Source organism: Kribbella sp. ALI-6-A (assembly GCF_001984195.1).
GTDB lineage: Bacteria > Actinomycetota > Actinomycetes > Propionibacteriales > Kribbellaceae > Kribbella.
Map to the genome: position 1 here is coordinate 222,311 of NZ_MTQN01000011.1, position 13,947 is coordinate 236,257.

Below are 13,947 nucleotides of genomic sequence, written 5' to 3' on the forward strand. Positions count from 1 at the left end.
TGCCACAACGACAGGAGCATCTCTTCAGGCCGTCGAAGGTCTTCTAGAGCCAGACCGGGCCGCCGTTGAACAGAATCACGACGGCGTTCACCACGCTGATCACGGCGAAGGCCAGGAACAGTGGGTCGGGCCAGGCAAACCGGTAGCCGGCCGGCGCCGAGTCCCCAGCCGTCCTCACCGCACCTGCAGCGCGCCCCGCCTGGGCGTTCACCGGCTCGACCGCATCCGCATCCGCACGCTGAGCGTCAGCGGCGGCGCGATTGATCAGCAGGACGACGTCGTCCTGGGTGCCGTAGTCGCCGGAGGCCACCTGGGCGTTGGCGGCCTCGATGCCCGCCGCGACGAAGTCGCGATGTCCCGCCTTGATCCTGAGGTTGCTCCCCTGCACTGCCAGCCTGACCTGCGTCAGCGGGATCTCGGCTCGCCGGAACGGGTTGTTCACGACCACGTGCGTGCGCGTGACGACCACCGAGGACGCGACGTACAGGTAGAGACCGCCGAGCATCACCAGGAACGCCAGATGCAACCACCAGTCGCCGCGTTCCAGGTCGTCGCCCTTGCCCTCGGGAAAGTACGTGAGCGAGATGCCGAGCACCGACTCCCCGACCAGGAACGCCCCGGCGACGACGCGCAGGAACGGCCGGTGGTATCGGACCGGCACCTCCGGGTACGCCGCGACGGCGCGCGCGGTTCTCGGTCTCAGCCAGCTCACGCCGACAGTCTGCCGTGCACCGGCACCCCGGCACGACGAAGGGCCCGGGCGGCAGCGCCCAGACCCTTCGTCGTACGGCTGAGATCAGAAGTTGATCATGTGGCCCTCGAGGCCGTGGAAGGCCTCCTGGAGGGCTTCGCTCAGGGTCGGGTGGGCGTGCACGTTGCGGGCCAGTTCCTTGGTGGTCAGGTCCCACTTCTGGGCCAGGGTGAGCTCGGGCAGCAGCTCGGTGACCTCGGGGCCGATCAGGTGGGCGCCGAGCAGTTCGCCGTACTTGGCGTCGCTGATCACCTTGACGAAACCGGTCGCGTCGCCGAGTCCGTGGGCCTTGCCGTTGGCGGTGAAGGGGAACTTGGCGACCTTGACGTCGAAGCCCTCCAGCCGGGCCTGCTCCTCGGTCCAGCCGAAGCTGGCGATCTGCGGCTGGCAGAAGGTGGCCCGCGGGATCATCACGTAGTCGAGCTCCATCGTCTCGACCCCGGCGATCGTCTCGGCCGCGATCACGCCCATCGCCTCGGCGGCGTGGGCGAGCATCAGCTTGGCGTTCACGTCGCCGATCGCGAAGATGTTCGGCACGTTGGTGCGCAGGAAGCCGTCGACGTCGATCGCGCCGCGCTCGGTGAGCTTGACGCCGATCTTGTCCAGGCCGTAGCCGTCGACGCGCGGCTGGAAGCCGATCGCCTGCATCACCTTGTCGGCCTCCAGCGTCTGCTGGTTGCCGTCCTTGCCGGTGACGGTGACCTTCACCTTGTCGCCGGAGTCGTCGATCGAGTCGACCCGGGTGCCGGTCAGCACGTCGACGCCGAGCTTCTTGTACGCCTTGGCCAGCTCCTTGCTGACCTCCACGTCCTCCAGCGGGACGATCCGGTCCAGGAACTCCACGATCGTCACCTTGACGCCGTAGTTGGCCAGCACGTAGGCGAACTCGACCCCGATCGCGCCGGCGCCGGCGATCACCATGCTGCCCGGCAGTTCCTCGGTGAGGATCTGCTCCTCGTAGGTGACGACCCGCTCGCTCAGCTGGGTGCCCGGCAGCAGCTTGGTGGTGGCGCCGGTGGCGATGATGCAGTGATCGAAGGTGACGGTCTCGGAGTTGCCGTCGTTCAGCGCCACGTCGAGGGTGTTGGCGTCGACGAACGAACCCCACCCGTCGAACTCGGTGATGTTGTTCTTCTTCATCAGGAAGTGCACGCCCTTGACGCGGCCGTCGGCCACCTTCCGGCTGCGCTGCACCGCGGTCGGGAAGTCGAAGCTCACCTCGCCGCTGATGCCGAAGGTCTTCGCCTCCTTGCTGAAGATGTGCGCCAGCTCGGCGTTGCGCAGCAGCGCCTTGGACGGGATACAGCCCACGTTCAGGCAGACACCGCCCCAGTACTTCTTCTCGATGATGGCGGTCTTGAGCCCGAGCTGGGCGGCGCGGATCGCCGCGACGTACCCACCCGGGCCGGCGCCGAGGACAACAACGTCAAAGTGCGAGGCCATACGGTGAACTTTAGTGCCTCGCACCAGCCGATCCCGCCGTGGGCCCCGTGGTGGTGGTCACGATCTGTGAGCTGGGGTTTCGCACTGCCCGGCGGACGCCTAGGCTGAGCTCGCACGGGGGGGGCCGTCTTATCTCTTGTGCGCGTGTGAGGCGACCGGTTGATGGGGGCTGGATGACGAACAGGCGTGGGCTGCGGTTCGCCGCGCTCGGCACGCTGCTGGGCGTCTTCGCCGTGCCCGCCTGGTCGGCGTACGCCGACGACCCGACTCCCCCGCCGCCGGCCTCGGTCACCGACGTGAACCGGTCCCTGGAGCAGCTGCGCGCCGAGGCCGCCGCCGTGCAGGCCGAGTTCGCCAAGGCGACGATCGCGTACACGAACGCGCTCAAGACCGCCCAGGCCGCCGAAGCCGCCGCGAAGCGCGCCGAGGCGTACGCCGCCACCAAGCGGGCCAGCTCGGAGGTCGAGCGCCGCAAGCTCGGCCTGCTCACCGCCCAGGCCTACCAGCTCGGCATCCCGACCGTGATGGGCACCGAGTCGATGCTCTGGTCGCTGGCGCCGATCGCGGAGAACCTGCAGGAGATCGCCGACCGGCAGACCGCGATCAAGCAGCTCGGCAGCACCCAGGTCGCCCAGTACAACGCCGCCTCCGCCGCCGAGAACGCGGCCGGTACGGCGGACAACGACGCCAAGAACAAGCGCAAGGCCGCCGACGAGGCCTCCGCCAAGGCGCAGAAGCTCAGCCAGGAGGTGCAGCAGAAGGCCGCGAACGCCTCCATGACGATGGAGGGCCAGATCGCCGACCTGGCCGGCGCCACCCAGTTGTCCGAGCAGCTGCAGGCCAGCCGCAACCAGCAGGCCAAGTCCCGCTGGCAGACCTACCTGGCCGAACTGACCGCCGCGGGAGTGAAGCCGCCCGCGGCCGGCGCCCTGCGCAACCCGGCCAAGCTCCCGGCCGGCCTCAAGCCGCTGACCGCCGCGGGCAAGGCCGTCGCCGGTGCCGCGTCCGTCACCGCGAGCGGCCGCTCGGTCAAGGTTCTGCCCGCCGAGACGATCACAGCGGTCAACCGGGCGTTCAGCCTGCTCGGCAAGCCGTACGGCGTCGCCGCCACCGGCCCGGACAAGTACGGCTGCCTCGGCGCGGCCCGGACCGCCTGGCAGCCCTACACCACTCTCCCGGGCCTGGTCGGCAAGGTGTACTCGAACTACCAGACCGTCCCCGGTGCCTCGGTCCAGCCGGGCGACCTGCTGGTGATGGGCAGCCGCTCGGTCGGGCTCTACCACGTCGGTGTCGCGCTCGGCGACGGCGAGATGATCGCCGCGGACGAGGCGAAAGGCGCGGTTGTCGTCACCACCGTCCCCGAAAGCCTGTACGCCGCGCTCCGCCCGACCCTCGGCAAGCCGACCAAGCCGCAGACCGCCCCGGCGACCAGCTCCCAGGCGGTCCAGTTCCGCTGCGGCAACACCGCCACGTCGTACGACGTCGGCACCGGTGCGTGGACCTGGCCGCTGAACGACGGCACCTACGAGATCGGTACGCCGTTCGGCCAGCCCGGCGCGCTGTGGGCGAGCGGTATCCACACCGGTCAGGACTTCCCCGCCGCGATCGGTACGCCGGTGCGCGCGGTCACCGCCGGCACGGTCCGCGTCGAGCACCCCGCCTGGGCCGGCAACCTGGTCCGCATCGACCACGGCAACGGCCTGGAGACGCTGTACGCGCACCTGAGCTCGATCGACGTTCCGGACGGCTCGCGAGTCCAGGCCGGTCAGCGGATCGGTGCCGTGGGCACCGAAGGTAACTCGACCGGCGGGCACCTGCACTTCGAGGTCCGGCTCGGCGGCGACCCGGTCAACCCGATGCCGTTCCTGGCCACCGGCGGGACGAGCACGGGCTGGGGCGGCTACAGCAACGGCATGATCCCGGCGAGCAAGCTGTGCGGAATCACCAGCGGACACGCGCTGCGCTGCGACGCGGCGACCGCTTACCTGCAGCTGGCGTCGGCGTACCAGAAGCGCTTCGGCAAGACGCTGTGCATCACGGACTCCTACCGCTCGTACAGCGCCCAGGTCGACCTGTACGGCCGCAAGCCGTCCCTGGCCGCCCTGCCCGGTACGTCGAACCACGGCTGGGGTGTGGCCGTCGACCTGTGCGGCGGCATCGACCGCTTCGGCTCCGCCCAGCACCAGTGGATGGTCCAGAACGCCCCGAACTACGGCTGGGTCCACCCCAACTGGGCCCGCCAGGGCGGCAACCGCGAGGAACCGTGGCACTGGGAGTACGAGCGTCCTGCCAGCGCGTGATCAGCGGTTGAGCAGTGTGTGAACACCGCTCGGTCAGGGTCGTTTTCAGGGGCCGGTCAGGGGTCACAGTTGCCCGGAACGAACCTTTGCACCACGTACATTGGTGACGTGGCCGAGCAGACCAGTCCGGACCGCACGGACAGAAACATCACGCTGGACGCCCAGGACGACCGCTGGGAGTGGCGGCGCAAGATCCGTGCGAACCCGCGCAAGCACATGATCTACCGGATCGGCGTCGGCGTGGTCGGGGGCATCTTGATCATCGCCGCCCCGCTCACCGGCTGGCTTCCGGGTCCGGGCGGCATCCCCTTGTTCATCGCGGGTCTGGCCGTGCTGGCCAGCGAGTTCGAGTGGGCCCAGCGCCTGCTCTACCGCGTCAAGGGCTGGGTCCAGGAGCTCACCGCCTGGACCGGCAAGCAACCGGCCTGGCTGAAGGCGCTCGGCACGGCGGCACTCTTCGCGTGTGTGATCGTTGCCATCTGGCTCTACCTGGCAGTGCTCGGCGTACCTGGCTGGCTTCCGGACTCGTGGGAATCGTTCCTGCACACACTTCCGCTGCTCAAGTGACCTGCCGCTGCTGAAGTGATTCGCCGAAGCTGAGGACAACCCGTCAGCGCAGCAGCCATCGCCGAGTGAGTTCGAGCACGTCCTTGCGGCTGCGGTCGCCGTGGCCGGCCGCGATCAGCGGACTGCCGATGCGTAGTGAGAACACCACCAGGCTGCGCACCTCGACGTCCTCGTCGTCGGCGCAGAAGTCGCCGAACAGCGCGCGCAGGTAGTCCATCCGGCGGTTGTCGACGCGCTCGAGCTGGCGGGCGACCTGCTCGTCGCGGCGGGCCCACTCGCGGATCGCGAGATCGGCCGCGGCGCCGGTCATCAGGCCCTCCCCCGAGGCAACCAGGGTGAACAGCCGGTCGAGCTTCGTCCGGCCGTCGCCGCCCGCGGTCTCCACCTGCTCGATCAGCGCCTCGGTGGTCTCGCGCTCCCAGGTGTCGAGGATCTCCGCGAGCAGCGCGTCCCGGTTCCTGAAGTAGCCGTAGAAGCCGCCCTTGGTCACGCCGAGGACCTGCGCCAGCGGCTCGATCCGGACCGCCTCCGGTCCACCGGCCGCGAGCATCCGCAATCCCTCCTCGATCCAGCGGCCGCGCGGTGTCCGCGTCACGCCCATCCTGTGGCTCCTCTCACGCCGGCCCGATCTGTACGGTGCCGTACACAAGGGTCTACGTTGTTGTGTACGGCATCGTATAGAAGGGTCTCCAGCGATGAGACTTCCCATCAGCGAGCACACCGACCGACCCTGGCGGATCCACGAGATCGCGGCCGACTTCGAGGTCGAGGACGTCTGGGCACTGCCGACGCCGGGCGGCCCGAACGACTTCGAGCGACTGCTCAGCCGGTTCTCCGTCGACGACCCCGACGCCCCAGTGCTGATGTCGTCGCGGATCGGGCAACTCCTGATGGCGTTGCGCTGGAAGCTCGGCGCGCTCTTCGGCTGGGACCGGGAGCAGGCCGGCCTCGGCACCCGGGTGCAGACGCTGCGGGACCGCCTGCCCGACGATCTGGCGCAAGGACCGCGCGGACCGGAGCTCACCGGCGTACCGTTCCGATCGGTGTTCCTGACCGACGACGAGTGGGCGGCCGAGATCGCCAACGGCACGGTGCACGCGGTACTGCACCTCGGCTGGGTCCCCGACGGATCCGGCGGCTACCGCGGCCAGCTGGCCGTCCTGGTCAAACCGAACGGCCGCCTCGGTACGGCGTACCTGGCGCTGATCAAGCCGTTCCGCTACCTGTGGGTCTACCCCGACCTGCTGCGGACCATCGCGCGCGGCTGGGACGCCGGCTTGGGAAAGCCCGCGTGAGTGAACCGCGCCCGGTAGTTCGACGCGGTCAGCCCGTAGTGCGACTTGAACCGGCGGGCGAAGTAGTTCTGGTCCGGCCAGCCCACCGACTCCGCGATCCGGCTGATCGGGTCGTCGGTGTGCAGCAGCAGGTCCGCGGCCAGTTCGACGCGGTGACGTGACAGGTAGGCCATCGGCGGCAGACCGGTCGACGACTTGAACAGCCGGACCAGGTAGCCGGGCACCAGGTGCAGTTCGTCCGCCAGCTCGGTCAGCGTCCACTCGTGGGCCGGCTCCGCTTCCAGCATGCGCATCGCGGTCAGTACGGCAGGATGGATCTGCGTCTCCCGCCCGACCACCCCGGTCGCCGCGACCGCGCGCGCCAGACAGCTGAGGAACAACGACAGCCGGCCGACGATGTCGCCGCGGTGCAGGTGAACCAGCTCGCGGCGCAGCTCCCCGAGCCCCTGCAGATGGCCGATGGCTTCGTCGAGCATGACCCGATCGAGATGGGTCGTGAGGATGCCGCGTCGCTGCGCCGAGAACGGCCCCGTCCACAGCAGGTAGCCCAGCAGCGGATCCTCGCGCATCCAGGCCAGTTCACGCTGCATCAGATCGGCCGAGAAGCAGCAGTTGTACAGCTCCAGGTCAACGCAGTCCTCGTACGCGTGCCACACCCCGGGCCGGAGCAGGATCACGTCGCCGACCTCGAGCTCCTGCCGGCCGGCCAGGCTCTCGTGAAAGCCCGTGCCGCCGGTGATCACGGCGACCTCGAAGAAGCTGTGGGTGTGGACCGGATGACCGGTCTCGTGCAGGTACGGCCCGGCGTACGCGACGGCGCCGTCGACGAAGTGCAGCAACGTGCGGGTGTTGCCGACCGGCGGATCCTCCATGCCTCAAGTTAGGCGGCAAAGTGCGTTTTGTGCTAGGTCCGGTGCACTCCGTTCTATCGCCCGTGCGGCGGCGGCCTCAAGATCGGACCTACCAATGAATCGTTTCATCGCTTAGGAGTGCCATGTCGCGATCCGCCGCACCGACACACCTCCGATTCGACCACCACACCGACGCCGGCCCAGTTCTCGGGGTCGGTACCGCCACTCCCCGGCTGTCCTGGCAGATCCCCTCCGCCGACCCCGGCTGGGAGCAGACGGCGTACGAGCTGGAGATCGTTCGGGGCGACGCGGCCCCGCAGACCCACGTCGTCGAAGCCGCCGATCAGGTGCTGGTCCCGTGGCCCGACGACCCACTCAACTCCCGTGAGCAGGCCGTGGTCCGCGTCCGGGTGCGCGGTGCCGAGTGGAGCGAGTGGAGCGAGCCGGCCGTCGTCGAGGCCGGGCTGCTCAGCACCGACGACTGGTCCGCGCGGTTCGTCAGTCCGCGCGAGATCGGCGACCACGACTCCCCCGCTCCCCTGGTCGCCGGCGAGTTCGAGCTGCCGGACGGTATCGTCCGCGCCCGGCTCTACGCGACGGCCCACGGCACCTACGTCCCTGAGCTCAACGGCCGCCGAGTCGGAGATCTCGACCTCGCGCCCGGCTGGACGGCGTACCAGTTCCGCCTCCGCTACCAGACCTACGACGTCACCGACCTGGTCCGCAGCGGCAACAACCGGCTGGAGTTCCTGCTCGGCAACGGCTGGTACCGCGGACGGCTCGGCTTCCACGGCAGGCACGGCCTGTACGGCGACCGCCTGGCCGTGCTCGCTCAACTCGAGGTGACGACCGAGTCCGGCGAGGTCGTCGTGATCGGCTCCGACGACACGTGGACAGCGCGGGAGAGCGCGATCACCGCCGACGACCTGTACGACGGCCAGTCCACGGACCTCCGCCTGAGTCCCGGCGCGGAAAGCCCCGTCGATGTGCTCGACGCGGACCTCGGGCTGCTGGTGGCACCCGACGGTCCGCCGGTTCGGATCACCGACGTGCTGCCGGCCGTGGCAGTGACGACCTCTCCCGCGGGCAAGACCCTGGTGGACTTCGGGCAGAACGTCGTCGGCCGGGTCCGGCTCCGGGTCCGGGGCGGCGCGGCCGGTGACGAGATCGTGCTGCGGCACGCCGAGGTGCTGGAGGACGGCGAGCTCGGCGTCCGCCCGCTGCGCACCGCGAAAGCGACCGACACCTACGTCCTGGCCGGCCCCGACGAGGTGACGCTGGAGTCGGAGCTGACCTTTCACGGCTTCCGGTACGCCGAGGTGACCGGCGTTCCCGAATTGGTTGCCGAGGACATCGAAGCCGTCGTGGTCGGCTCGGACCTGCGCCGTACCGGGTGGTTCGCGTCGTCGAACGAGACGCTCGACCGGTTCCACGACAACGTCGTCTGGGGTATGCGCGGCAACTTCCTCGACGTCCCGACCGACTGCCCGCAGCGCGACGAGCGGCTCGGCTGGACCGGCGACATCCAGGTGTTCTCGCCGTCGGCGAGCTTCCTGTTCGACAGCGCCGGGTTCCTGACCAACTGGCTGGCCGACCTGGCGGCCGAGCAGCACAAGGACGGGTCGGTGCCGTACGTCATTCCCGACGTCCTCCGGGATCCTGGGCCGTCGACGGCGGCATGGGGTGACGCGGCAACAATCGTCCCGTGGGTCGTCTACGAACGGACCGGTGACGTCGGTCTGCTCGCCCGGCAACTGCCCAGCATGAAGGCCTGGGTCGATCGGATGGTCGATCTGGCCGGTGACGACCTGTTGTGGACCGGCGGGTTCCAGTTCGGCGACTGGCTCGACCCCACGGCGCCGCCAGACAACCCGTTCGCGGCCAAGGCGGATCCGGACGTCATCGCGACGGCCCACCTGGCCCGATCCGCGGACGTGGTCGCGCGGGCGGCCGAGGTGGTCGGCGACGCCGACCTGGCCCGCGAGTACGGCGAACTCGCCGACCGCGTACGCCGGGCGTTCGCGGCCGAGTACACGACCGAGGGCGGCCGGGTGCTGAGCGACGCCGCCACGACGTACGCGCTGGCTTTGCAGTGGGCGTTGCTGCCCACCGAGGAGCAGCGGCACCGCGCCGCCGAGCGCCTGGCCGACCTGGTGCGGACGTCGGGCTTCCGGATCAGCACGGGATTCGTCGGAACACCGCTGATGACCGACGCGCTGGCCGATACCGGACATCCTGACCTGGCCTACCGGCTTCTGCTGCAGACAGGATGCCCCTCCTGGCTGTACGCAGTGACCATGGGCGCGACGACCGTGTGGGAACGCTGGGACAGCATGCTGCCCGACGGCAGCATCAACCCCGGCCAGATGACGTCGTTCAACCACTACGCCCTGGGCGCGGTCGCCGACTGGATGCACCGCCGGGTGGCCGGTCTCGCGCCAGGTGATCCGGGCTACCGCACGATCGTCGTGAATCCGTTGCCCACGGCCCTGCTGACCAACGCCTCGGCCCGCCACCTCACGCCGTACGGCGAAGCCGCGGTCGCGTGGAGCCGGGCCGACGGGCAGCTGAAGCTGAACGTCACCGTGCCGGTCGGTTCCACGGCGCAGGTTCACGTGCCCGGTGAGGACGCGCCGGTCGAGGTCGGTCACGGTACGCACGAGTGGACCACGGACGACATCTCCGCCGAGGTGCCGCCGCTGCCGGCCGATGCGAGCATCCGGCAACTGATGGATCACGAGCCGACCTGGGACGCGCTCGTACAAGCTGCCGTGGACCAGGAGGTCGTCACCGACGACGCGGACTTCGCCGCGCGGCTCGGCCGCCACCTCGACCGCCCCGCCAGTCAACTGGTCGACGCCGTCAGCCCGCGGAGCTTCTCACCGTCGGCCGAGGCGCTGCAGTCCGTGCTCGACCGTTTGCTCACCCGCTGATGAACATCCCCTGGAGGTCAACGATGACGTTCCGACGACGCACTTCAGGACTGGCCCTCGCCGCGGCCTGCTCACTCGCACTGACCGCCTGCAGCGCGGGCAGTCTCGGATCCAGCGACGACGCGGGCGGCTCGAGCTCGGTCACCATCACCTACCTGGCCGGCAACCAGGAGCAGGACGTCAAGGAAGCCCAGCAGCTGATCAGGGACTTCATGGCCAAGACGCCGGGTGTGACGGTCAAGCTGGAGAGCCGGCCGGGAGGCACCGAAGGCGACAACATCGTCAAGACCCGGCTGTCCACCGGGGACATGACCGACGTGTTCTCCTACAACACCGGGTCGCTGTTCCAGGCGATCGCGCCGCAGAAGAACCTCGTCCCGATCAGCGACCAGCCCTACATCGGCGACATCGACGAGAACTTCAAGAAGACCGTCACCGCCGGCGACCAGGTGTACGGCGTACCGGCCGGTGGTTTCATGGGCGGCGCGGTGCTCTACAACATCCCGGTCTACACCAAGCTCGGGCTGAAGGTGCCGAAGACGTGGGCCGAGTTCATGGCCAACAACGCCAAGATCAAGGCCGCCGGGGTCGCACCGGTGATCCAGACCTACGGCGAGACCTGGACCTCGCAGCTGTTCGTACTCGGCGACTTCCACAACGTCGCCGCCGTCGAGAGCGACTTCGCCGACCGCTACACCAAGAACCAGGCCAAGTACGCCACCTCCCCGGCGGCCAAGAAGGGCTTCGAGCACACCCAGCAGGTGCACGACGCCGGGTACCAGAACAGCGACTTCGCCTCCGCGAAGCTGCCGGACGGGCTCCGGATGCTTGCCCAGGGCAAGGGTGCGCACTACCCCATCCTGACCGGCGTGGTGAACGACATGATCGACACCTATCCCAACGGCGCCAGGGACGTCGGACTGTTCGCGTTGCCTGGTGACGACGCGAGCACGAACGGCCTGACCGTCTGGACCCCGAACGGCGTCTACGTCCCCAACACCACCACCGGCGACAAGCTGGAGGCGGCCAAGAAGTTCCTCGCCTTCATCGCCAGCCCCGACGGCTGCAAGTCGCTGGCCACCGCCGGCGTCCCGACCGGCCCGTACGCCGTGAAGGGCTGCGAACTGCCGGCCGACGTACCGCAGGCGATCAAGGACATGCAGCCCTACCTCGACAAGCCGGGCGGATCCAGCCTGGCGCTGGAGTTCCTCTCGCCGGTGAAGGGCCCGTCGCTGGAGCAGATCACCGTCGAGGTCGGCTCGGGCATCCGCAAGGCGCAGGACGGCGCCGCCCGGTACGACGAGGACGTCAAGAAGCAGGCCCAGCAGCTCGGCCTGGCGGGCTGGTGACTTGGGTGCGTGAGGTGATGCGAGGACGGGAGGCTCCATGAGTGCCACGTCGGTGCGTCCACGCGCGCAGGCCGAAGCGTCCCCGGCCGCGCCGCCGGCCAAGGGCAAGGTCTACTCGCCGTACTCGAACTGGTTCTACCTGCCGTCGGCGGTGATCTACGGCGTGCTGTTCGTCGTCCCGACGTTCGCCTCGCTGTACTTCAGCCTGACCCGGTGGAGCCTGTTCGAGTCGAAGTTCATCGGGCTGGAGAACTTCCGGCTGTTCTTCCAGGAACCCCAACTGGTCAAGGGCTTCACGAACACGCTGATCTTCGCCGTCATCACGTCCGGGTCGAAGGTCGTGCTCGGGCTGCTGCTGGCGGTTCTGCTGACCTCGCAGATCATCGGCCGCGGGTACCTGCGGTCGGTGGTCTTCTTCCCGGTCCTGGTCAGCACGATCGGCGTCGGCCTGACCTTCACCGTGCTGATGAACCCCGAGCGCGGGCTGATCAACGGCGCGCTGGAGGTGATCGGCATCAACGGGCCGGGCTGGCTGACCGACCCGAAGTGGGCCCTGCTGTCGGTCGCGCTGGTCGACGTGTGGAAGGGCGTCGGGCTCGCGACGCTGATCTACATCGCGGGCATCGTCTCGATCCCCCGCGAGTACATGGAAGCCGCCCGGGTCGACGGGGCCGGGTCGTGGGAGACGTTCCGGCGGATCGTGCTGCCGCTGTCCCGGCCGGCCACCGTCACGGTGATCATCCTGTCGCTGATCGGTGGACTGCGATCGTTCGACCTGATCTGGGCGATGACCCGCGGTGGGCCGGGGTTCACCTCCGACGTGATCGCGTCGGTGATCTACAAGCAGTACCAGGCCGGGTTCTACGGGCTGTCGACGGCGGGCAACGTGGTGCTGTTCGTCGTGGTCACCGCGGTGGTCCTGCCCTTGTTCTGGTACTTGAACCGCAAGGAGGTGGACATGTGAGTACCGCTGAACTCGTCAACCATCGGCCCGGGCGCAGCTACCTGCTGAGCGCCGTGGCGATCCTCGCCTCCATTGTGGTGTTCGTCGTGCCGTTCGTGTTCATCGTGCTGACCGCGGTGAAGGACCGGCAGCAGGCCGCGCTGCTCGACTTCTCCTGGCCGCACCAGTTCCAGTTCGTCGAGAACTTCGTCGCGGTGATCGAGGCGCGCGACTACATGCTGGTGATCGCGTTCATCAACAGCACGGTGCTGACGGTGGTCAGCGTCACCGGCATGGTGGTGCTGGCCGCGATGGTCGGGTTCGTGCTGCAGCGGCGCCGCAGCCGCTGGAACCCGTTCATCAACTTCATCGTGCTGTCCGGGCTGATCATCCCGCCGGCCGTCGTACCGACCATCTGGGTGCTGCAGGGGCTGCAGCTGTTCCGCACGATGACCGGGCTGATCCTGATCGAGATCGCGTTCGGGCTGTCGTTCTGCATCCTGCTGTTCCGGGCGTTCGTCGCGACCATCCCCCGCGAGCTCGACGAAGCGGCGGTGATCGACGGGGCCGGACCACTGCGGTTGTTCTTCCGGGTGATCTTCCCGCTGCTGCGATCGGTGATCGTGACGGTGGTCGTCGTGCAGTCGGTGAACGTGTTCAACGACTTCGTGAACCCGCTCTACTTCCTGCCCGGCGACCAGAACGCCACGGTGCAGCTGACGCTGTTCAACTTCCAGAGTCAGTTCACCACGCAGTACAACCTGCTGTTCATGAACATCCTGCTGATCACGATCCCGCCGCTGGTGATGTTCCTGTTCTTCAACCGCCAGATCGTCGCGGGGATGACGTCGGGCGCGGTGAAGGGTTAGGCGGACTTGCGGTAGATCAGGAAGGCCTGCGCGGTCTTCTCCCAGTCGATCGGCGGCCGGGTCAGCGTCACCACTTCGCTGAACCCGGCCGCCGTCAGGAGCTCGTGGACCGCGGCCGGTTCGTAGGCGTAGACCTTCAGGTCGATCGAGTGCCCGTAGCCCTCGGTCAGGTGGTAGGTGCCGGTGCCGGCCTTGAAGCCGTGGAAGTACAGGCCGCCCGGCGCCAGTACGCGGTGGATCTCGGCGAACACCGTCGGCAGGTCCTCGGCCGGGGTGTGCACGAGCGAGTAGAACGTCAGCGCGCCGGCGAGGCCGCCGTCCGGCAGGTCAAGGCCGAGCAGGGAGCCGACCTCGAACCGCAGCTCCGGGTACTCCTTGCGGGCGAACTCGACCATCGCGGGCGAGAGATCCATCCCGAACGCGTCCAGGCCGAGCTGGGCCAGGTACGTCGTGACGTGGCCTGGACCGCAGCCGAGGTCGCCCACCGGTCCGGTTTCGCCGGCGGCGAGCAGTTCGCCGTACAGGCCCAGCATCGCCCGGTGGTACGGGTCGTCGAACATCGGAGCGACGATCTTGTGGTAGTCGGCGGCGACGGTGTCGTAGGAGCTCCGGGTGCTGTCCAGGTACGAAGTCATGGCCCGGGACC

The 13,947-nt window shown here is 68.7% G+C and carries 12 protein-coding genes; 7 read left to right on the plus strand and 5 right to left on the minus strand.

What is annotated here, in order from left to right:
- Positions 1-43: 43 nt before the first annotated feature.
- Entirely contained in the window at positions 44-712 is a 669-nt protein-coding gene (locus tag BWI15_RS21625) for a hypothetical protein (RefSeq protein ID WP_077016303.1), read from the minus strand.
- A gap of 84 nt (positions 713-796) precedes the next feature.
- On the minus strand, positions 797-2,194 hold the full coding sequence (gene lpdA / locus BWI15_RS21630; RefSeq protein ID WP_077016304.1) for a dihydrolipoyl dehydrogenase: 1,398 nt from the start codon (positions 2,192-2,194) through the stop codon (positions 797-799).
- Positions 2,195-2,367: 173 nt separating this feature from the next.
- Between lpdA and BWI15_RS21635 the strand changes: the two genes are divergently transcribed.
- Entirely contained in the window at positions 2,368-4,494 is a 2,127-nt protein-coding gene (locus BWI15_RS21635; RefSeq protein ID WP_077016305.1) for a peptidoglycan DD-metalloendopeptidase family protein, read from the plus strand.
- Between the two features lie 108 nt (positions 4,495-4,602).
- Positions 4,603-5,061, plus strand: coding sequence for a PGPGW domain-containing protein (locus BWI15_RS21640; RefSeq protein WP_237771397.1), 459 nt, complete (start codon positions 4,603-4,605; stop codon positions 5,059-5,061).
- Between the two features lie 43 nt (positions 5,062-5,104).
- Here the strand turns inward: BWI15_RS21640 and BWI15_RS21645 are convergent, their stop codons facing one another.
- Positions 5,105-5,662, minus strand: a complete 558-nt coding sequence (locus BWI15_RS21645; RefSeq protein ID WP_077016306.1) for a TetR/AcrR family transcriptional regulator — start codon at positions 5,660-5,662, stop codon at positions 5,105-5,107.
- A gap of 94 nt (positions 5,663-5,756) precedes the next feature.
- Here BWI15_RS21645 and BWI15_RS21650 point away from each other — a divergent pair, with 94 nt between their 5' ends.
- On the plus strand, positions 5,757-6,356 hold the full coding sequence (locus BWI15_RS21650) for a DUF2867 domain-containing protein (protein WP_077016307.1): 600 nt from the start codon (positions 5,757-5,759) through the stop codon (positions 6,354-6,356).
- Here BWI15_RS21650 and BWI15_RS21655 read toward each other — a convergent pair.
- On the minus strand, positions 6,293-7,228 hold the full coding sequence (locus BWI15_RS21655) for a helix-turn-helix transcriptional regulator (RefSeq protein ID WP_077016308.1): 936 nt from the start codon (positions 7,226-7,228) through the stop codon (positions 6,293-6,295). The genes BWI15_RS21650 and BWI15_RS21655 overlap by 64 nt on opposite strands.
- Before the next feature lie 122 nt (positions 7,229-7,350).
- Between BWI15_RS21655 and BWI15_RS21660 the strand changes: the two genes are divergently transcribed.
- The 4 genes from BWI15_RS21660 to BWI15_RS21675 are packed head-to-tail and all read left to right on the plus strand — an operon-like array spanning position 7,351 to position 13,301.
- Positions 7,351-10,140 (plus strand): family 78 glycoside hydrolase catalytic domain, encoded by a 2,790-nt coding sequence (locus BWI15_RS21660; RefSeq protein WP_077016309.1) that lies wholly within the window; start codon positions 7,351-7,353, stop codon positions 10,138-10,140.
- Between the two features lie 23 nt (positions 10,141-10,163).
- Positions 10,164-11,489 (plus strand): ABC transporter substrate-binding protein, encoded by a 1,326-nt coding sequence (locus tag BWI15_RS21665; protein ID WP_077016310.1) that lies wholly within the window; start codon positions 10,164-10,166, stop codon positions 11,487-11,489.
- Positions 11,490-11,526: 37 nt separating this feature from the next.
- Positions 11,527-12,453, plus strand: a complete 927-nt coding sequence (locus BWI15_RS21670) for a carbohydrate ABC transporter permease (RefSeq protein ID WP_077016311.1) — start codon at positions 11,527-11,529, stop codon at positions 12,451-12,453.
- The gene (locus BWI15_RS21675) at positions 12,450-13,301 is read left to right on the plus strand and encodes a carbohydrate ABC transporter permease (RefSeq protein ID WP_077016312.1); all 852 of its coding nucleotides are present in this window, start codon (positions 12,450-12,452) and stop codon (positions 13,299-13,301) included. The genes BWI15_RS21670 and BWI15_RS21675 overlap by 4 nt, the downstream gene beginning before the upstream one ends.
- On the opposite strand, the gene BWI15_RS21680 is transcribed toward BWI15_RS21675, so the two are convergent.
- The gene (locus tag BWI15_RS21680; RefSeq protein WP_077016313.1) at positions 13,298-13,936 is read right to left on the minus strand and encodes a class I SAM-dependent methyltransferase; all 639 of its coding nucleotides are present in this window, start codon (positions 13,934-13,936) and stop codon (positions 13,298-13,300) included. The two genes, BWI15_RS21675 and BWI15_RS21680, sit on opposite strands and share 4 nt — an antisense overlap.
- Positions 13,937-13,947 lie beyond the last annotated feature (11 nt).

What these genes read in the sequence shown, in the direction of transcription:
- lpdA (WP_077016304.1), bottom strand. Translation starts at nt 2,194, where the DNA reads ATGGCCTCGCACTTTGACGTTGTTGTCCTCGGCGCCGGCCCGGGTGGG.
- BWI15_RS21635 (WP_077016305.1), top strand. Translation starts at nt 2,368, where the DNA reads ATGACGAACAGGCGTGGGCTGCGGTTCGCCGCGCTCGGCACGCTGCTG.
- BWI15_RS21645 (WP_077016306.1), bottom strand. Translation starts at nt 5,662, where the DNA reads ATGGGCGTGACGCGGACACCGCGCGGCCGCTGGATCGAGGAGGGATTG.
- BWI15_RS21650 (WP_077016307.1), top strand. Translation starts at nt 5,757, where the DNA reads ATGAGACTTCCCATCAGCGAGCACACCGACCGACCCTGGCGGATCCAC.
- BWI15_RS21655 (WP_077016308.1), bottom strand. Translation starts at nt 7,228, where the DNA reads ATGGAGGATCCGCCGGTCGGCAACACCCGCACGTTGCTGCACTTCGTC.
- BWI15_RS21660 (WP_077016309.1), top strand. Translation starts at nt 7,351, where the DNA reads ATGTCGCGATCCGCCGCACCGACACACCTCCGATTCGACCACCACACC.
- BWI15_RS21665 (WP_077016310.1), top strand. Translation starts at nt 10,164, where the DNA reads ATGACGTTCCGACGACGCACTTCAGGACTGGCCCTCGCCGCGGCCTGC.
- BWI15_RS21670 (WP_077016311.1), top strand. Translation starts at nt 11,527, where the DNA reads ATGAGTGCCACGTCGGTGCGTCCACGCGCGCAGGCCGAAGCGTCCCCG.
- BWI15_RS21680 (WP_077016313.1), bottom strand. Translation starts at nt 13,936, where the DNA reads ATGACTTCGTACCTGGACAGCACCCGGAGCTCCTACGACACCGTCGCC.